The 16,395-nt window shown below is 41.7% G+C and carries 15 protein-coding genes and 1 pseudogene; 11 read left to right on the plus strand and 5 right to left on the minus strand.

The features are described 5' to 3' along the window. The first annotated feature begins 57 nt into the window (after positions 1-57). Positions 58-948 carry a LysR family transcriptional regulator ArgP gene (locus AC4MC0_RS10820; protein WP_279043685.1) on the plus strand — a complete coding sequence of 297 codons (891 nt, stop codon included), beginning with the start codon at positions 58-60 and terminating at the stop codon, positions 946-948. 37 nt (positions 949-985) lie between these two features. Here the strand turns inward: AC4MC0_RS10820 and AC4MC0_RS10825 are convergent, their stop codons facing one another. Then, entirely contained in the window at positions 986-1,582 is a 597-nt protein-coding gene (locus tag AC4MC0_RS10825; RefSeq protein ID WP_183173814.1) for a YceI family protein, read from the minus strand. Between the two features lie 43 nt (positions 1,583-1,625). Further along, positions 1,626-2,195, minus strand: coding sequence for a nicotinate-nicotinamide nucleotide adenylyltransferase (locus AC4MC0_RS10830; RefSeq protein WP_126036059.1), 570 nt, complete (start codon positions 2,193-2,195; stop codon positions 1,626-1,628). A 104-nt stretch (positions 2,196-2,299) separates the two neighbouring features. On the opposite strand from AC4MC0_RS10830, the gene AC4MC0_RS10835 reads away from it, so the two are divergent. Further along, complete coding sequence (locus AC4MC0_RS10835) at positions 2,300-3,100, plus strand: enoyl-CoA hydratase-related protein (RefSeq protein ID WP_183173813.1); 801 nt, start codon at positions 2,300-2,302, stop codon at positions 3,098-3,100. A gap of 104 nt (positions 3,101-3,204) precedes the next feature. After that, positions 3,205-3,960, plus strand: coding sequence for a nitroreductase family protein (locus tag AC4MC0_RS10840; protein ID WP_178927847.1), 756 nt, complete (start codon positions 3,205-3,207; stop codon positions 3,958-3,960). Positions 3,961-4,186: 226 nt separating this feature from the next. On the opposite strand, the gene AC4MC0_RS10845 is transcribed toward AC4MC0_RS10840, so the two are convergent. Then, the gene (locus AC4MC0_RS10845) at positions 4,187-4,507 is read right to left on the minus strand and encodes an NGG1p interacting factor NIF3 (RefSeq protein WP_490737971.1); all 321 of its coding nucleotides are present in this window, start codon (positions 4,505-4,507) and stop codon (positions 4,187-4,189) included. A gap of 162 nt (positions 4,508-4,669) precedes the next feature. Between AC4MC0_RS10845 and AC4MC0_RS10850 the strand changes: the two are divergent. Both AC4MC0_RS10850 and AC4MC0_RS10855 read left to right on the plus strand, forming a co-directional pair. Beyond that, positions 4,670-5,760 (plus strand): annotated as a pseudogene (locus AC4MC0_RS10850) (IS3 family transposase). 332 nt (positions 5,761-6,092) lie between these two features. Then, complete coding sequence (locus tag AC4MC0_RS10855) at positions 6,093-6,431, plus strand: hypothetical protein (protein ID WP_490737972.1); 339 nt, start codon at positions 6,093-6,095, stop codon at positions 6,429-6,431. A 162-nt stretch (positions 6,432-6,593) separates the two neighbouring features. On the opposite strand, the gene AC4MC0_RS10860 is transcribed toward AC4MC0_RS10855, so the two are convergent. Further along, positions 6,594-6,722, minus strand: coding sequence for a KGW motif small protein (locus AC4MC0_RS10860; RefSeq protein WP_004693854.1), 129 nt, complete (start codon positions 6,720-6,722; stop codon positions 6,594-6,596). 222 nt (positions 6,723-6,944) lie between these two features. Continuing rightward, complete coding sequence (gene purL, locus AC4MC0_RS10865; protein WP_491887034.1) at positions 6,945-10,781, minus strand: phosphoribosylformylglycinamidine synthase; 3,837 nt, start codon at positions 10,779-10,781, stop codon at positions 6,945-6,947. A gap of 436 nt (positions 10,782-11,217) precedes the next feature. Here purL and AC4MC0_RS10870 point away from each other — a divergent pair, with 436 nt between their 5' ends. The 6 genes from AC4MC0_RS10870 to tolR all read left to right on the plus strand — a co-directional run bounded on the left by AC4MC0_RS10870 (position 11,218) and on the right by tolR (position 16,392). Continuing rightward, positions 11,218-12,558: a deoxyguanosinetriphosphate triphosphohydrolase gene (locus AC4MC0_RS10870; protein ID WP_078389699.1), complete on the plus strand. Its 1,341-nt coding sequence runs from the start codon at positions 11,218-11,220 to the stop codon at positions 12,556-12,558. Positions 12,559-12,684: 126 nt separating this feature from the next. Next, complete coding sequence (gene ruvA / locus AC4MC0_RS10875; RefSeq protein WP_491887035.1) at positions 12,685-13,287, plus strand: Holliday junction branch migration protein RuvA; 603 nt, start codon at positions 12,685-12,687, stop codon at positions 13,285-13,287. Positions 13,288-13,483: 196 nt separating this feature from the next. Then, a complete protein-coding gene (gene ruvB / locus AC4MC0_RS10880) occupies positions 13,484-14,491 on the plus strand; it encodes a Holliday junction branch migration DNA helicase RuvB (protein ID WP_205666839.1) in 1,008 nt (335 codons plus the stop codon). 316 nt (positions 14,492-14,807) lie between these two features. Continuing rightward, positions 14,808-15,215, plus strand: coding sequence for a tol-pal system-associated acyl-CoA thioesterase (gene ybgC / locus AC4MC0_RS10885; protein WP_004693869.1), 408 nt, complete (start codon positions 14,808-14,810; stop codon positions 15,213-15,215). A gap of 26 nt (positions 15,216-15,241) precedes the next feature. Next, a complete protein-coding gene (tolQ, locus tag AC4MC0_RS10890) occupies positions 15,242-15,940 on the plus strand; it encodes a protein TolQ (RefSeq protein ID WP_004693871.1) in 699 nt (232 codons plus the stop codon). After that, positions 15,940-16,392, plus strand: coding sequence for a protein TolR (tolR, locus tag AC4MC0_RS10895; RefSeq protein ID WP_159127757.1), 453 nt, complete (start codon positions 15,940-15,942; stop codon positions 16,390-16,392). The genes tolQ and tolR overlap by 1 nt, the downstream gene beginning before the upstream one ends. The last annotated feature ends 3 nt before the right edge of the window (positions 16,393-16,395 follow it).

Below are 16,395 nucleotides of genomic sequence, written 5' to 3' on the forward strand. Positions count from 1 at the left end.
ATTATTTAGAAAATATCAATATAACTAAAATATTTTTAGTTTAAAGTGAGTCTTGATATGCTGAATCATAAACAGTGCGACGCATTTTTAGCTGTGGCAGAAACAGGAAGTTTTGACCTTGCTGCTGAACAGCTATGCATTACTGCTTCAGCCGTCACTTTACGCGTACAAAGCTTAGAAAAAAGCTTGGGACATTTATTAATTGTGCGGGAAAGACCCTGCCGACCCACACAGTCAGGTCAATCACTGCTGCATTATTTGCAACATAGCCGACTGTTAGAGCAAAGTTTCTTTCAGAACCTCACGGGTCATATGAACACCTCTGCTTTTTATCAAATCAACATTGCAACCAATGCCGACTCCTTAGCGACATGGCTGTTGCCCTTGCTACAGTCGACATTAATTGAAAAAAAGATCGTGGTGCATTTTCAGGTCGATGACCAATCGCAAACCCACCACTTACTTGAAGCCGGTTTGGTGAATGCCTGCGTGACAGATGAATCCCAAGCCATGAAGGGCTGCGTAGCGGAATACATTGGCGATATGAACTATCGTTTTGTCGCCACGCCAACTTTTGTGCAGCAATGGTTTAAACAAGGTGTCAACCGAGAGTCTCTACGTACAGCTCCTGCACTGATCTTTAATGCAAAAGACCAACTCCACACCGCGTATATCCAACAAAAGTTTGGCCTCAATCCAACTCAATATCCACATCACTTTATTCCATCTTCCAGTGCATTTTTTGATGCGGTTACGATGGGACTCGGCTATGGTTGGTTGCCCTATTACCAAGCCAAACCGCGTTTCCAGGATGGCTCATTGGTTGAGGTGGATCCTGAACTCAATATCGATTTGCCTTTGTATTGGCATCATTGGAAACAGCAGTCGATGCAGTTAAATCTGCTAACAGATCTCTTGATTGAACAGGCTCACGCAGCGATGAATTAATAAAGCCCTGAATATAGGTCTTTAAGATATGAAGCCTCTATTGCACTTTCCACTGCCCTGACAGTTGAATATTCACTTTTTCGCCTACACCAGCAATGGCTTTTTTCATGCCAAAGTCACTTCGGCTAATCACGGCTGATGAGTGAACATCCAGCAGATTGGCATTACTGGCACTTGGTTTTAAAGTCGTGTTAAAGCTAACAGGCTTGGTAATGCCGCGAAGTGTTAGGTTCCCAACAATATTATATTGACCGCCACCCAAATCTTTAAAACTGGTACTTTTAAAATTAGCGGTTTTGTACTTGGATGCATAAAACAAATCTTCACCCAAAATCATATTTTTCAGTGAAGGTTTACTTAAGCTTAGGCTATTTACATCCATGACAAAGTTCGTTGAAGCATGCTGTGGTGCTTTGGCATCAAACTGCATGCTAGATTGCACACGATTAAACTTAGCTCTTACAACGGTTACACCTAAGGATTTAATTTCAAAACCTACATTACTCTGAGGTGTCAATGTCCATGATTGGGCCTGTACTTGAGTGCTGAATGCAAATGTAACACCTGCAATCAACAAAGCATTTTTAATGACCGCATAACGTGCAATCTGTTTCATCTGTTGTTTTCTATCCATGGAACTCGATCCTCGTCGAAATATTTTTATTCGACTGAGAACATTAGTCTAAATTGGATAGGTCCTGAGTTAAAAATTTGTGTTGTAACTGTTTATATATTTCACTTTGTTGGAATTTATGTAAAAACTCACTGGTCCCCAATGGAAACGCCTGCTCTAAAATATCGCCTCGATAATAAGCCTCACGAACAGGTGTTGCAGACATCGCGTCTTGTAGACTATCGAGCTCAACCATTTGCCACTCAGGAAAAAGCTGTAAATAATACGAGGAATCATCTTTAAAATGGCCAATCAGTCCAACCTTCGCCTCAGGTGTGACTACATGATTCACTAATTTTTTTACCAATTGCACCCATTTAACATCATTATAAACATCAATTACATGTACAAAGTGAATCCGTTTTTGATGTGCTTCTGAAAAGTTCGATAAAATCATTTCTTCACGTTCAGATGCTAAAAATGGATTTTTCGTATTTCGTTCATTTTGCGCAGAGCCTAAAGCCAAAATGACATTTTCACTTTGCTCTAAAGCAATCTTGATGGTTTGCATATGTGCCAAGTGAAATGGCTGGAAGCGACCAATGAATACGAGATAATCAAATGTATATGGCATAAATCTTTTACTTTTTTATGAACTGGTCAGTTGTGTCGATCATAAAATTATGCGACATAATGAGCCCATAAAATTAAACCAAACTTTCTAGCAAGGATAGTACGATGACACTGAGCTGTATTCAACAACCTCATCAACATTTGAATGCAAAATTAGACAATGGCGTACTGACATTAGCCATTCACCGTCCTGAAGCAAAGAATGCGTTGTATGGCGAACTTTATTTATGGATCGCAAAAGCTTTAGATGAAGCAGATCTAGACAATAGCGTTCGTGCTGTCATTCTACGTGGTGAAGACGCGGACTTTACCGCTGGCAACGACATGCAAGATTTTATGAAATCTGCAGCGCAAAAAGGTCAAGCACCTGCGGCTGAAGGCCCTCCATTTATTTTACTTAAATCTGCCGCAAAATTTTCTAAACCGTTGATTGCTGCTGTACGTGGTGTGGCGATTGGTATTGGGGTAACGATCCTGTTACATTGTGACTTGGTATATAGCGACAATACTGCTCTATTCCAGATTCCATTTGTCAGCCTTGGTTTATCTCCAGAAGGTGCTTCAAGCAAATTATTGGTAGAACAAGCAGGTTATCACAAAGCCGCTGAATTACTGCTGACCGCTCAGAAGTTTGATAGTGCAACTGCAGTTGCTGCAAATATTGTGAACAGTATTGAAGATGATGTGTATGCTACAGCAGCTAAAAAAGCGGCACAATTGTCTGCTTTACCTTTAGCCTCTTTAGTGCAGTCTAAAGCGTTGATGAAGCACAATGTAAATGAAATTGTGGCTTGGATTGATCATGAAGCTGAAATTTTCATGGATCGTGTCGGCTCTCCAGAAATGATGGAAGCCGTATCAGCATTTATGCAAAAGCGTAAACCTGATTTCACCCAGTTCAACTAATCCTTGATCGTTGAATCACTAAAAACCACTGTGTTTCATATTACACAGTGGTTTTTTTATTTTCCGTCCCAACATATTTAAGAACCCATTCGGAAAAACTACTTATGTCGAACACTACAGAAAAAAAGCGTTACTTTGAGCCTGCTCCACAAGACATCGATGTCGAAAATTTTAAGAAAGTCATCCAGAGCCGCCGTTCGGTTCGCAAATTTACCAAGACAGAAATTCCAGCTGATGTGCTTGATGACTGTTTAGATTTGGCCCTGCTTGCGCCAAACTCATCCAATCTACAGCCGTGGACTTTTTATGTGGTACAGAACCCGACCAAGAAAAAACAACTGGTCAAAGCTTGCCTAAATCAGCTGGCAGCTAAAACGGCGTCAGAACTGATCGTATGTGTCGCGCGTACAGACCGTAATGATGAAATGGCAAAACGTAATATTACCGAGTTCCCTTTTCCTGAAGCACCTGCGGCTGTACAGAAATATTATAAGTTCATTCCTTATAACTATAAGACAGGTTACTTAAATGCACTGGGTAACTTTAAGAAAGTGGCTTTCAAAATTGCACGTAGCTTAGACAAACAACTGCCTGTAACTGCATTTAATCAAGCCGATGCAAAACTTTGGGCAAGTAAAACCACAGCTTTAGCATGTGAGAATCTAGTGCTAGCTTTACGGGCTTATGGTTTTGATAGTTGTATGATGGAAGGTTTTGATGAGCCTTTGGTACGTAAACTATTAAATCTAAATGATCAGCAATACCCTGTGATGGTGATTGGTGCAGGTGAGCGTGCAGAAGACGGTGTATTTTTCCCGCAGTACCGTTTTGATCGTGAGTTATTTATTCAGAAGGTTTAATATTAGCTTTCTCAATGGAATCCTTTCATTAAAGTTTTAATTTCAGGATTAACCTTCGGTTCGACCTACTTTTCTTTCGGGAAAAGTAGGCAAAACCATTGTCATTCGTAAAACTCGTTCTATTCCGTCGTTTATCTATTTAGTCGCAGAAACTTTATCTGATCAATTAAGTCCTGCCTCAAACAGTTGCGAATGCCGTTAACGTGTCTCAAATATATTTTTAGATTCACCATTGAAGAACATCGACCATCTGAATAAACTCAAAAGCTGGCTCTTCATAGGGATGGCTTAATTTTAAAGCCTTTACCACAGTGACAGCTTTCTCCTCTGGAACAATGGTTTCTACCCGCCACTCTGGAATTTGCTCCAAAGCATCCAACTCACCTATAAACGGATTTGCATCTTTTACAGGTTTAAACTGGCCTGTATTTAAGACCTGCCAAGCACAGTGCTCATAGTTTCCTATACCACCTGCCCCCGCTTCAAAAATCGCAAGTTTGGTAGATTCAAGGTGAGATTCAGGAACATAGTAGATGAGTTTGAGCATTTCTATTTAAGTTGTATTTCATTAATATAAAAATAATAATATGAAGTGGTTAGTACAATGTCTAATAAAAATTCAAAAATAGATTTAGCTTGGTAATCCCCCCTAAAAATAATAGGATCTAAAAGTAGAATTTTCTCTTAAGATACGAGCAGGAGATTCTGCATGAAAACATCTAAATTTACTGACAGTCAGATCATGTCCATCTTGAAACAGGCAGAATCTGGCACACCTGTAGCGACCCTTTGCCGTGAACACGGCATGAGTAATGCTACCTTTTATAAATGGCGTGCCAAATATGGTGGTATGGATACATCATTAATGGCTCGACTGAAAGAGCTAGAAGCCGAAAATACCAGACTTAAAAAGATGTATGCGGAAGAGCGATTAAAGGCCGAAATCATCCAGGAAGCGATGGCAATGAGCAGCACTGCTGCGCAAGGGTAAAGCCATCTTGCCGGCGTAAGATGGCACAACAGGCAGTTGCCCAGCATGCCATTAGTATTCGTTTGGCTTGTAAAGCATTTGGCATTAGTGAAACCTGCTACCGCTATCAAGCCAAACTCAGCGATGACAATGCACTCATTGCTGAACAGCTCATTGAACTCACTGAGGAAAATTCCGATTGGGGCTTTGGTTTGTGCTTCTCGTATTTACGGCATGTTGAGAGTTGCTGCTGGAATCACAAGCGGGTTTACCGCATTTACTGTGAGTTGGCACTGAATCTGCGTATTAAACCGAGAAGAAGACTAAAACGGCATGCGCCTGAACCATTGAAAGAACCAATCCGAGAAAATCAGGTTTGGTCATTAGATTTTATGCATGATCAGCTTTCCGATGGTCGCAAGTTTCGATTATTGAATGTGATTGATGATTACCGCCGCGAAGGCCTAGCCATTGAAGCAGGGTTCTCATTGCCCACAATCAGGGTTATTCGTACGTTGAATCAATTGCTGGAGTGGAGAGAAAAACCGTTAGTGATCCGATGCGATAATGGTCCCGAATTTATCAGTCACGAATTTGTGCGCTGGGCTACTGAGCACGGTATTCGTATTGAATATATTCAACCGGGTAAGCCACAGCAGAATGCGTATATTGAACGCTATAATCGGACCATACGTTATAGTTGGCTGAGCAAGCATTTATTTGATACTTTGGATGAAGTACAAGATTATGCAACAAACTGGTTGTGGCATTACAACCATGAAAGACCACATCAAGCTAACAAAGGAAAGCCACCTCTAATGGCTGCTTAACCTCTACTTTTAACTTCGGTTATTTATGGGAGGATTACCCTTTCACCGCAACTGAAAATCTTGCAGATGAAATACTCTTTAAAACTGCTAATACTTTTTTAGAAGATGCCGTTAAGTCCATTCCCTTCGCATCGCTTATTAGCAGTTCAATTCAGGCTTATACACAATTTCGAACGCTTAAGGAACAAAAACAGCTTTTAGCTTTTATTCAAGAAACAGAAACTAATAACCCTGATTTTATTAAAGATTTTTTTAAAGATAAAAACAACACTGAACTCGGTTTAGAAATACTAGGCATACTGGATCAAACCTATTTAGAACATCAAGCTCGAATGATTGGACGTGCTACTTTATTAAAATATAATGGGAAAATATCTAAACAAGAATTTGATAAATATACTTATATTATTACCAAACTAAATAACCATTTGACCAATATCGTTGAAGAAACATACCAACTACATCAGCAACGTCTTTCAGATCCACTACAAACTCATTATCCTCCAAACTCGATTGATCTTCAGAATGCTAATATGGATTTACTTAGCTTCGGTTTTCTTATTTTCAATCAGCCACCTCATTGGGGTGATAAATACAAAAAACACTTGAAATCTCAATACACTGTTCAAGAGAAATTTCTTTACTTTTACCACAACATTTTCAAAGACTAAATTCAATCACATGACTTGCGACATGGATGTCGCACGTTAGACTGTGGGACAGGACGTCCCATCAGTCTAACAAAAGGGTTTTGTTACTTTTGCCCAATCAAAAGTAAAAATAAAATTCTTATAAAGAAAAACCGCCTCACGGCGGTTTTTTAATTCTCAAAATCACATCTGCAATGCATAACCCAAAATCAAAAAGATCAATTGCAAGCTTAAAATCACAGCAAACAACTTCCATCCTTTTTTACGCAATGCAGACTTATCCACTGCTTCGTATGTAACTGTTTTAATCATGTCATCACCTCATACATGAGTGTTGATACTGAACTTGTTTAGTAATCTATCTTTCTTCTATTGTGCATGATATTTGTGCATTTATTACACAATATCACTTTCACATAAATATAAAAGCAAAATCTAAACCAACTTCAATGGGAGAAATAAAAATTAAAAAAACAAAAAGACAATTCAATAAAAAAGCCACCCGAAGGTGGCTTTCAAAACACTGACTTCAGATTAACCAATAAACTTACGTGCATTACGGAACATACGTAACCATGCACCGTCTTCAGTCCACTCTTCAGGCTTCCAAGAATGCTGTACAGCACGGAAGTTACGCTCAGGGTGTGGCATCATAATCGTTGCACGACCATCTTTCGATGTAACACCTGAAATCGCTTCTGGAGAACCATTCGGATTCATTGGATAGTGTTGAGTTGGATTCCCTTGGCTATCAACATAACGTAAGATCACTTGATTACCTGCATTTAATGCAGCCAAGTTATCCGCGCTTGTCACTACACGGCCTTCACCATGTGCAACCGCGATAGGCAGGATTGAACCTTCCATACCTTCTAACAATACAGAGTTCGATTTTTCAACACGAACGTTTACCGCACGCGCTTCAAACATCTCAGAAGTGTTGCGATGGAATCGCGGCCAAGCTTCAGCACCCGGAATCAGTGGAGCTAATTGCGACAACATTTGACAGCCGTTGCAAATACCAAGAGAGAACGTTTCGTCACGGTTGAAGAATTTTTCAAATTGGTCACGAAGTTTTGGGTTGAACAAAACTGATTTCGCCCAGCCACCACCAGCACCCATGACGTCACCGTAAGAGAAACCACCACATGCCACAAGACCTTCAAAGTCATCTAGGCTGATACGACCTGCAAGCAAGTCGCTCATGTGCACGTCTACAGTGTTGAAACCCACTTTATCGAATGCCGCAGCCATTTCAACATGACCATTTACGCCTTGTTCACGTAAGATCACCATGTTTGGACGACGTTCATTGATGTACGGCGCTTCGATTGGCTCATTCAAATCAAATGTAGGTTTTGCAATAATACCTGCATGTGATTTATCCGTGATCAATGCAAATTCTTGATCCGCTGTTTCTACGTTGTCACGTAGACGTTGGATCTGATGCGATACTTCAGTCCAAGCCACTTGCAAGTCTGCACGTTCAAGCACTAAGCCATTTACAGTCAATTGATCTGTATTATTTACAGTACCAATAACCGCAATTGCATCGCGTAATGTAGATGCCGCAACTTCTTCTGCAAGTGTTGCCCAATTAGACGCGCTGATTTGAAGCACTGCACCAATTTCTTCTGCAAATAAACTTTCAGTTGATTGATCTTCTAAAGCCACACCGAGACGTGCTGCAAACATCATTTCCGCAACAGTTGCAAGCAAACCACCATCACCGATGTCGTGGTAAGCCTTAATTAAGCCGCGGTTATTCCAGTCTTGAACCAATGCAAAGAAAGCTTTGAAGTCGTCAAAGCTATCCACATCAGGTGTCACTGAACCAATCGCTTTATAGACCTGAGCAAGGATCGAACCGCCTAGGCGGAACTGACCTTTAGAAAGATCAATACGCACAAGTACTGATTCTTCATTTTTCAATTCAGGCGTTAAGGTTTTACGTACATCAGTCACAGGAGCAAAAGCTGTGATTACACCTGACATCGGTGAAGTCACCGATTTGTCTTCGCCTTCATCATTCCAAGTCGTACGCATTGACAATGAGTCTTTACCCACTGGAATTGCAATACCCAAAGCTGGACACATTTCCATACCGATGGCTTTTACACCTTCGAATAAAGCTTGGTCTTCACCTTTCTGCCCTGCAGCCGCCATCCAGTTTGCAGACAATTTAATGTCACTGATCTGGTCGATTTTTGCAGACATAATATTTGAAATCGACTCTGCAACCGATAAACGTGCAGATGCCGCAGGATTTAACAAGGCAACAGGTGGACGTTCACCCATCGCCATGGCTTCACCTGTATAGCCTTGTAAGCTTGTTGTGGTTACTGCTGCATCTGCAACAGGAACCTGCCAACGACCTACAAACTGATCACGTGCAACCATACCTGTAATTGAACGGTCACCAATGGTGATCAAGAATGATTTCGATGCAACCGTTGGGTTTTTAAGTACACGGTAAATCGCATCTTTCAAATCTGTAACTTTAGATGCATTAAAGTCGTCGCCTTGACGTTCAATCGTTTCATACGAACGGCTCATACGAGGTGTGCCACCTAGCATGACTTGCATTGGCATATCCACGGCTTTGTTATCAAACAATGGATCGTTCACCGTCAATTGACGCGCTTCAGTTGCTTCGCCTAAAACGGCAAACGGACAACGTTCGCGTGCACATAATGATTCAAATAATTCTAAAGAACTTGGACGAATCGCCAACACATAACGCTCTTGCGCTTCGTTTGACCAGATCTCCATTGGAGACATGCCCGGCTCAAGTGATGGAATCTTACGTAAATCAAGAATCGCACCCAGTTCGTGGTCATTCACCAACTCAGGCATTGCATTTGAAATACCACCTGCACCCACGTCATGCACAGACACGATTGGGTTGAAGTCTTCCATGCGCCAGCAGGCATCGATGACTTCTTGGCAGCGGCGTTCCATTTCAGGGTTTTCACGCTGTACAGAAGCGAAATCTAGGTTTTCACCCAACTTACCGCTGTCTACAGAAGACGCAGCACCACCGCCTAGACCGATCAGCATTGCAGGACCGCCAAGTACAATTAAAAGATCGCCTGGTTGGATTGCATCTTTTTCAACGTGGTCAGGACGGATGTTACCGTAACCGCCGGCAATCATAATTGGCTTATGGAAGCCTTTTACGTCGCCATTTACATTTTGTTCAAATGTACGGAAGTAACCATTTAAAGCAGGACGACCGAATTCGTTGTTAAACGCAGCACCGCCCAATGGGCCTTCAATCATAATTTGCAGCGGAGATGCCATACGTGACGGCTTGCCGTAGTTTTCTTCCCAAGGCTGTTCAAAGCCCGGAATATTCAAGTTAGAAACAGTAAAACCTGTTAAACCTGCTTTTGGCTTACCGCCGCGGCCTGTTGCGCCTTCATCACGAATTTCACCGCCCGAACCAGTCGCAGCACCAGCAAATGGTGCAATCGCTGTTGGGTGGTTATGCGTTTCCACTTTCATCAGGATGTGAGCGGCTTGGCTCTTGTATTTATAAACGTGGTGACCAGTCGCTTCATCTTTCTTTGGATAGAAACGCTGAGTATCAAAACCAACGATCACCGAAGCATTGTCTTTATATGCTGACAATACATCTGTCGGTGATTCTTTATAAGTGTTTTTAATCATTTGGAACAATGACAATGGCTGTTTTTTACCATCAATTGTCCATTCAGAACCAAAGATTTTATGACGACAGTGTTCTGAGTTTGCCTGAGCAAACATCATCAGTTCGATGTCGTGTGGGTTACGACCAAGCTTGTTAAAAGCAGCAACTAAATAGTCAATTTCTTCATCAGAGAGTGCAAAACCAAACTCAGAGTTCGCCTTCACTAAAGCGTCTTTACCCTGACCTAATATGTCAATTGCATTTAAAGGCTTTGGTGCAGTTTCAGAGAACAATGCAGTAGCGTCTTCTATTTGATTGAACACACTTTCAGTCATACGGTCATGTAAAACTTGTTTTACTGCATCCGATACTTCAGAAATACCCTTTAAAGTAAACAAAACACCGCGTTCTAAGCGGTGTATCGGGGTATTACAGTTGGCAAAAATATCCGTTGCCTTTGATGACCACGGCGAAATTGTGCCTACACGTGGCGTCACAAGGACTTGAACTTCATCACTTGTCGCTTCGCGAACTTGGAAGGTTGCGCCATCATTTAATAGCTGCAAAGCAGATTGCTGTTGTTGCTCGTCGAGCGCTTGGTCGAAAAGGTAAACCCATTGGCTTTCTATTGATTGAACAGAACTGATAGACGATAGACGTGTTAAAAGTTGTGTTTGCTTAAAAGAAGAGTGTGCAGGTGCACCGGCAACGATAAACATGCTGTTTTTGGCTCCACGGGCAGGTCTAGACAACCTACCTCAATGTGACTTGAAGAGAGCGCATATTCTACTGTGTATTGCCAAAATCAGCTAGTCGTCTACGACTTAAAAAAGTGAGATTTCTTTGTTTTAAAAGATCAATTTACTTTGACTTTAAAAATCAAACATGATTAGTAACAAATGTTTTAAGGGATAAATTTCAAAGATGCCCGACTTTTAGGCTTTGATTCAGTTCTAAAAACCATTTTCAATTGATATTTAAGCTGCAAATAACGAAGTCGATAGCCTCCTTGAGAACAAACATGACTGCTTTAAGATGTTCTATTTCTGAGAACTTAATACTGCATAAATTAAAAGACAACTTATGTCGCAGCCCTCTAGAGCTCGTCACACTTTTTTGGCATGATGAAGCCAATAACTCACTGAATAACGATAAATGATGCAAATGCGTTGGTTGGAACTGCTCTCAACAGTTCGTATTGGAAGTAAAAAACAAAATACCGAATTGGCACGTAGCCCATTTCACAAAGATTATGATCGAATTATTTTTTCCCAAAGTTTTCGCCAACTGAACCGAAAAACCCAAGTCCATCCACTGACTCAACACGATGGCATTCACACCCGTTTAACTCATTCGCTCGAAGTCTCCTGCATTGGACGCTCTCTTGGCATGCTCGCAGCGGAAAAAATCAAAGATGAACTGCCAATTTGGATTTCCCCTGCCGATGTTGGAGCCATTATTCAAGCGGCTTGTTTAGCACATGATATTGGGAACCCACCGTTTGGTCATGCGGGTGAATATGCCATTCGTGAATGGTTCGACGATGCATCACATGGCAACTTTTTAGAGAAACTTTCCGCAGAAGAACAAGCCGATGTGCGTCAGTTTGAAGGTAATGCCCAAGGTCTACGCTTACTGACTAAAATTGACTATCACCCTAATGATGGAGGCATGCGTCTGACCTATGCAACACTTGGGGCTTATTTAAAATATCCATGGTTGTCTAAAACCATCGAATCACAAGGCAATACCCCTGCCAGCAAACGTGCCAAATTTGGCTGCTATCAGGCAGAAAAAGAAATCCTGCAACAAATTGCAGAGCAACTTGGACTGATTCAACTGGGTGAATATCATTATTGTCGTCATCCACTGACTTATTTACTTGAAGCAGCAGATGATATTTGCTACGCCCTGATTGATCTTGAAGATGGCATTATTTTAAACATGTTGTCTTATGAAGAAGTTGAACCGATTTTTTTAAGCTTGCTTGGTGAATATAGCGCACCAACTGAACTGTCGATGCCAGATACCACTTGGCAGCAAAAAATTGCGGCCCTGCGTGGACGAGTAATGAAACGTTTGGTTGAAGAGGTCACATCGGCTTTTGCTAAGCATCATTTTGAAATTTTAAATGGACAACTAGCTGGCAGCTTACTGCAATACTGCGCTGCTGATATTGAGTTAGGCATTAACCGTGCAAAGGATTTAGCCCGCGATAAAATATTTGAACACCCACAAAAAGCAGGTTTGGAAATTATTGCCCATCAAAGTTTGCAAAATATTTTAGATGCCTTTATTCCGCTCACTACACCGCATAAAACATTGAGCTTTAAAGAACAACGCCTAATGGCGATTTTATGTCGTTCTGGTGCGCACTTTGGCAGTAACCATTATGAAAACATTATGCAGGTCTTAGATATTATTTCTAAATTTTCAGACCACCAAGCGTATAACTTGTCTCAAGAGTTACAAGGCAATAAGGCAGGATTGATTTAAATAAGTCATCAACATCCAGTTTGATGATAAAGCCATCAATCCGAACTCAATTTTCCGTGAGCCTTTTGCCTTTCTGCGCAATGCTCACTACTATGCAACCATTGATAAAAAAGTGAATCACACAACATGATCGGATGTCTTATTGGTGAAGTCTTCGCACTAGAAGCACCCACCGTACTTTTAAATGTGAATGGTGTCGGTTATGAAATTGATACACCACTGACAACCTTCTGCCAACTACAAAAAGGCCAGAAGATTATCTTATGGACGCACCTTGCCGTGCGTGAGGATGCTCAACTGCTTTATGGCTTTTTGCATCAACAAGAAAAAATCATTTTCCGCACCCTATTAAAGGTCAACGGTGTCGGCCCTAAAATGGCTTTAGGTATCTTATCCACGCTTAGTGTCGATATGCTGATTCATACTGTTGAGCATGAAGATATCAACACACTGGTCAAAGTACCTGGTGTGGGTAAAAAAACTGCTGAACGCCTCATGATTGAACTACGTGATCGCTTTAAAGCGATGTCTTCAGGCGCAGCGCCAAGCAACTCAACCGTAGAACAAATCCAGTTCACAGGCAACTCTGCCGTTGCAGAAGCTGAAGCGGCATTACAATCTTTAGGTTACAAACCTTTAGAAGCACAGAAATTGGTCAGTGCAGCAAAAGGTGATTTCACTGAAGCAAGCGACATCATCCGTGCTGCACTCAAATCGATGAATAAATAATCCAAATAGACACACGAAGGCGACATGGATGTCGCCATGTTGGATTGGGATATAAGGACATATCCTCAATCCAACACAAGATTTTTGTTACTTTTGATCTTTCAAAAGTAAGGCAATGCCTACACAATGGTACCTAAACACAAATCATAATTTGAGGCTGTGCCTCGAAAGTTCAGCCAGAGATTGATTTAACTATATGCAAGACCGTCTCATCGGTGGTTCCGAAAAACCCGAAGATCATATCGACCGCGCTATCCGCCCGACCTCACTCGATGACTACATCGGTCAGCCCGTAGTTCGTGAACAAATGGAAATCTTTATTGGCGCAGCCCGTGGTCGTGGTGAAGCACTCGATCACACCTTAATTTTTGGTCCACCGGGACTAGGTAAAACCACACTTGCCAATATTATTGCGCGTGAAATGGGTGGAAACCTCAAGTCGACTTCAGGCCCCGTACTAGAACGGGCTGGGGATTTGGCAGCCATGCTGACCAACCTTGAAGAAGGTGATGTGCTATTCATCGACGAAATTCACCGTCTTTCCCCCGTGATTGAAGAAATTCTTTACCCTGCCATGGAAGACTACCAACTCGACATTATGATTGGTGAAGGTCCTGCAGCGCGTTCAATTAAGCTCGACTTACCCCCTTTTACTTTAGTTGCCGCAACCACACGTGCTGGACTCCTCACCTCTCCTTTACGTGACCGTTTTGGCATCGTGCAACGCCTTGAATTCTATTCCGTCGCTGACTTGACGCATATTGTGACTCGTTCTGCCAATTTGATGGATGTACCTATTACACGTGAAGGTTCAGCAGAAATTGCACGTCGTTCACGTGGTACGCCGCGTATCGCCAACCGCTTACTACGTCGAGTTCGTGACTATGCACAAGTCAAAGGTACTGGTGAAGTGACACAAGATATGGCTCAGCGTGCACTCGATATGCTCAATGTCGATAAAGATGGTTTAGACACTTTAGACCGTCGTTATTTGAGTATGTTACTTGAACGTTTTGATGGCGGCCCTGGTGGTGTAGAAGCTTTGGCAGCTGCAATGGCTGAAGACTCAGGTACATTAGAGGACGTGATTGAACCGTATTTGATTCAACAAGGTTATGTGATGCGGACAGCCCGTGGCCGTATTGCCACCAATATGGCATATTTGCAGTTTGGTATGACACCGCCGGAACCGAAAGACAAATAAATAATTTTAGAGGGAGAGTTACTCTCCCTTATTTTCTGCGGACTAAACACAAATGCCACAGCCAAAATAAGCAGCAGCTTAAAATAACCATTCATTCCCCTATCCTTATATTTTTATAGCCATACTGCGCTCAACTCCCCCAACAGTCATGAATCACAATATTTGACATCTTGTGCCATTGGAGTGAAATCTCATAATGCTAAACTGCGACGCATTAGTACTTTGACGTGCACCAATTTTAAGACCCTGTCCTTAAATATAAAAGCGCCAACTCAATCTAAATCGACTCGTAAAACTGGAAAAACGGAATACTCTCATGGCGAATAAATTTGAATTCAACATTCGTGTCTATATTGAAGATACTGATGCAGGTGGCATTGTTTACCACGCCAATCATATTCGCTTTATGGAGCGTACCCGTACCGAGTGGTTACGTGCTTCTGGTGTAGATCATTACTGGCATCAAAAAGACTATAACTTCGTTGTACACAAAATTAATGTGAAATATTCACGTCCAATTTTAATGGATGATTTAATTACTGTTACAGCAAGTGTTGTTTCGTGTAAGGCTACGTCATTTGTGTTGCAACAAAATATTTATCGTGGTGAAATCATGCTTGCATCTGGTGAGGTCGAATTGGCATGTATCAGTTCAGAAATGAAACCACGTCGACTTCCCGATGAAATCCGCGAACTGATTCTAAAAGAATTAGGACAAGACTAAAAAAATTATTGGCACATGTAGTAACTATGGCAACTCAACTCGAATCATCTCTTCAAGTTTCAGATCTAATATTACAAGCAAGCCCAGTCGTACAACTGGTAATGCTGGCTTTACTTTTGGCCTCGCTGTTTAGCTGGTATCTGATTGCCAAGTTACACATGAGTTATAAAAAAGCACAGGCAGACGATGACCATTTTCAAAAAATCTTTTGGTCGGGTGCTGAACTGAATACGCTATATAACAATGCGCAACTTAATTCCAAACGTGTCGGCCTTGAGGATATTTTTTATCAAGGTTTAGGCGAGTTTTTAAAACTAAAAAAACGCAATGCTGCTCCAGCACAAACCATTGAAGGCACAGAACGTATTTTACGCGTCGGTCTAAGTCGTGACCAAAGCCAACTTGAACAAGGCTTAGGTGCTTTGGCCAGCATTGGTTCTGTGGCCCCGTATGTTGGCTTATTTGGTACCGTTTGGGGCATCATGAATGCATTCATCGGTTTAGCAGACGTAGATCAAGTCACCCTTGCAACGGTTGCACCCGGTATTGCTGAAGCCCTCATTGCTACAGCGATTGGTTTATTTGCAGCGATTCCTGCAGTATTGGCATTTAACCATTACACAGGAAAAGGCGAAACGGTTTACTCCGATCGTGCTTTATTTGCAGAAGAAATGGTTGCGTTATTACAACGTCAGTCTTTGGGTGAAACTAAGGAACATGACTAATGGCAATTCAACGTTCAGGACGCTTCGAGCGCATTAAAAAACCACTAAAAAGTGAGATGAACGTCGTCCCATATATTGACGTCATGCTCGTATTATTAGTGATTTTTATGGTCACCGCACCCATGATTACCAGCGGCATCAATGTCGATCTTCCTCAGGCCAATGGCAACCCTATTGAATCAAAAGATGCACCTGCAATGGTCAGCTTAGATAAAGAAGGTCGCTATTTCCTTAAATATAAAACACACCGTTCAGCTGAACCTTTGGCTTTATCTGAATTGACGTCTATTTTAAGTGAAGCACAGCAACAAGCTCAGGCTGACAATAAAACTTTAACCGTTGTTGTGGAAGGTGAACAGTCACGCTCTTATGGCGAAGTCATGTCGCTCATGAACAGTCTACAAGAAGCGGGTCTCAGCCAAGTTGGATTACTCACAGAGCCATTAAAGTAATTT

The sequence above is a fragment of the Acinetobacter sp. CAU_H_S139_7 genome (assembly GCF_058599305.1).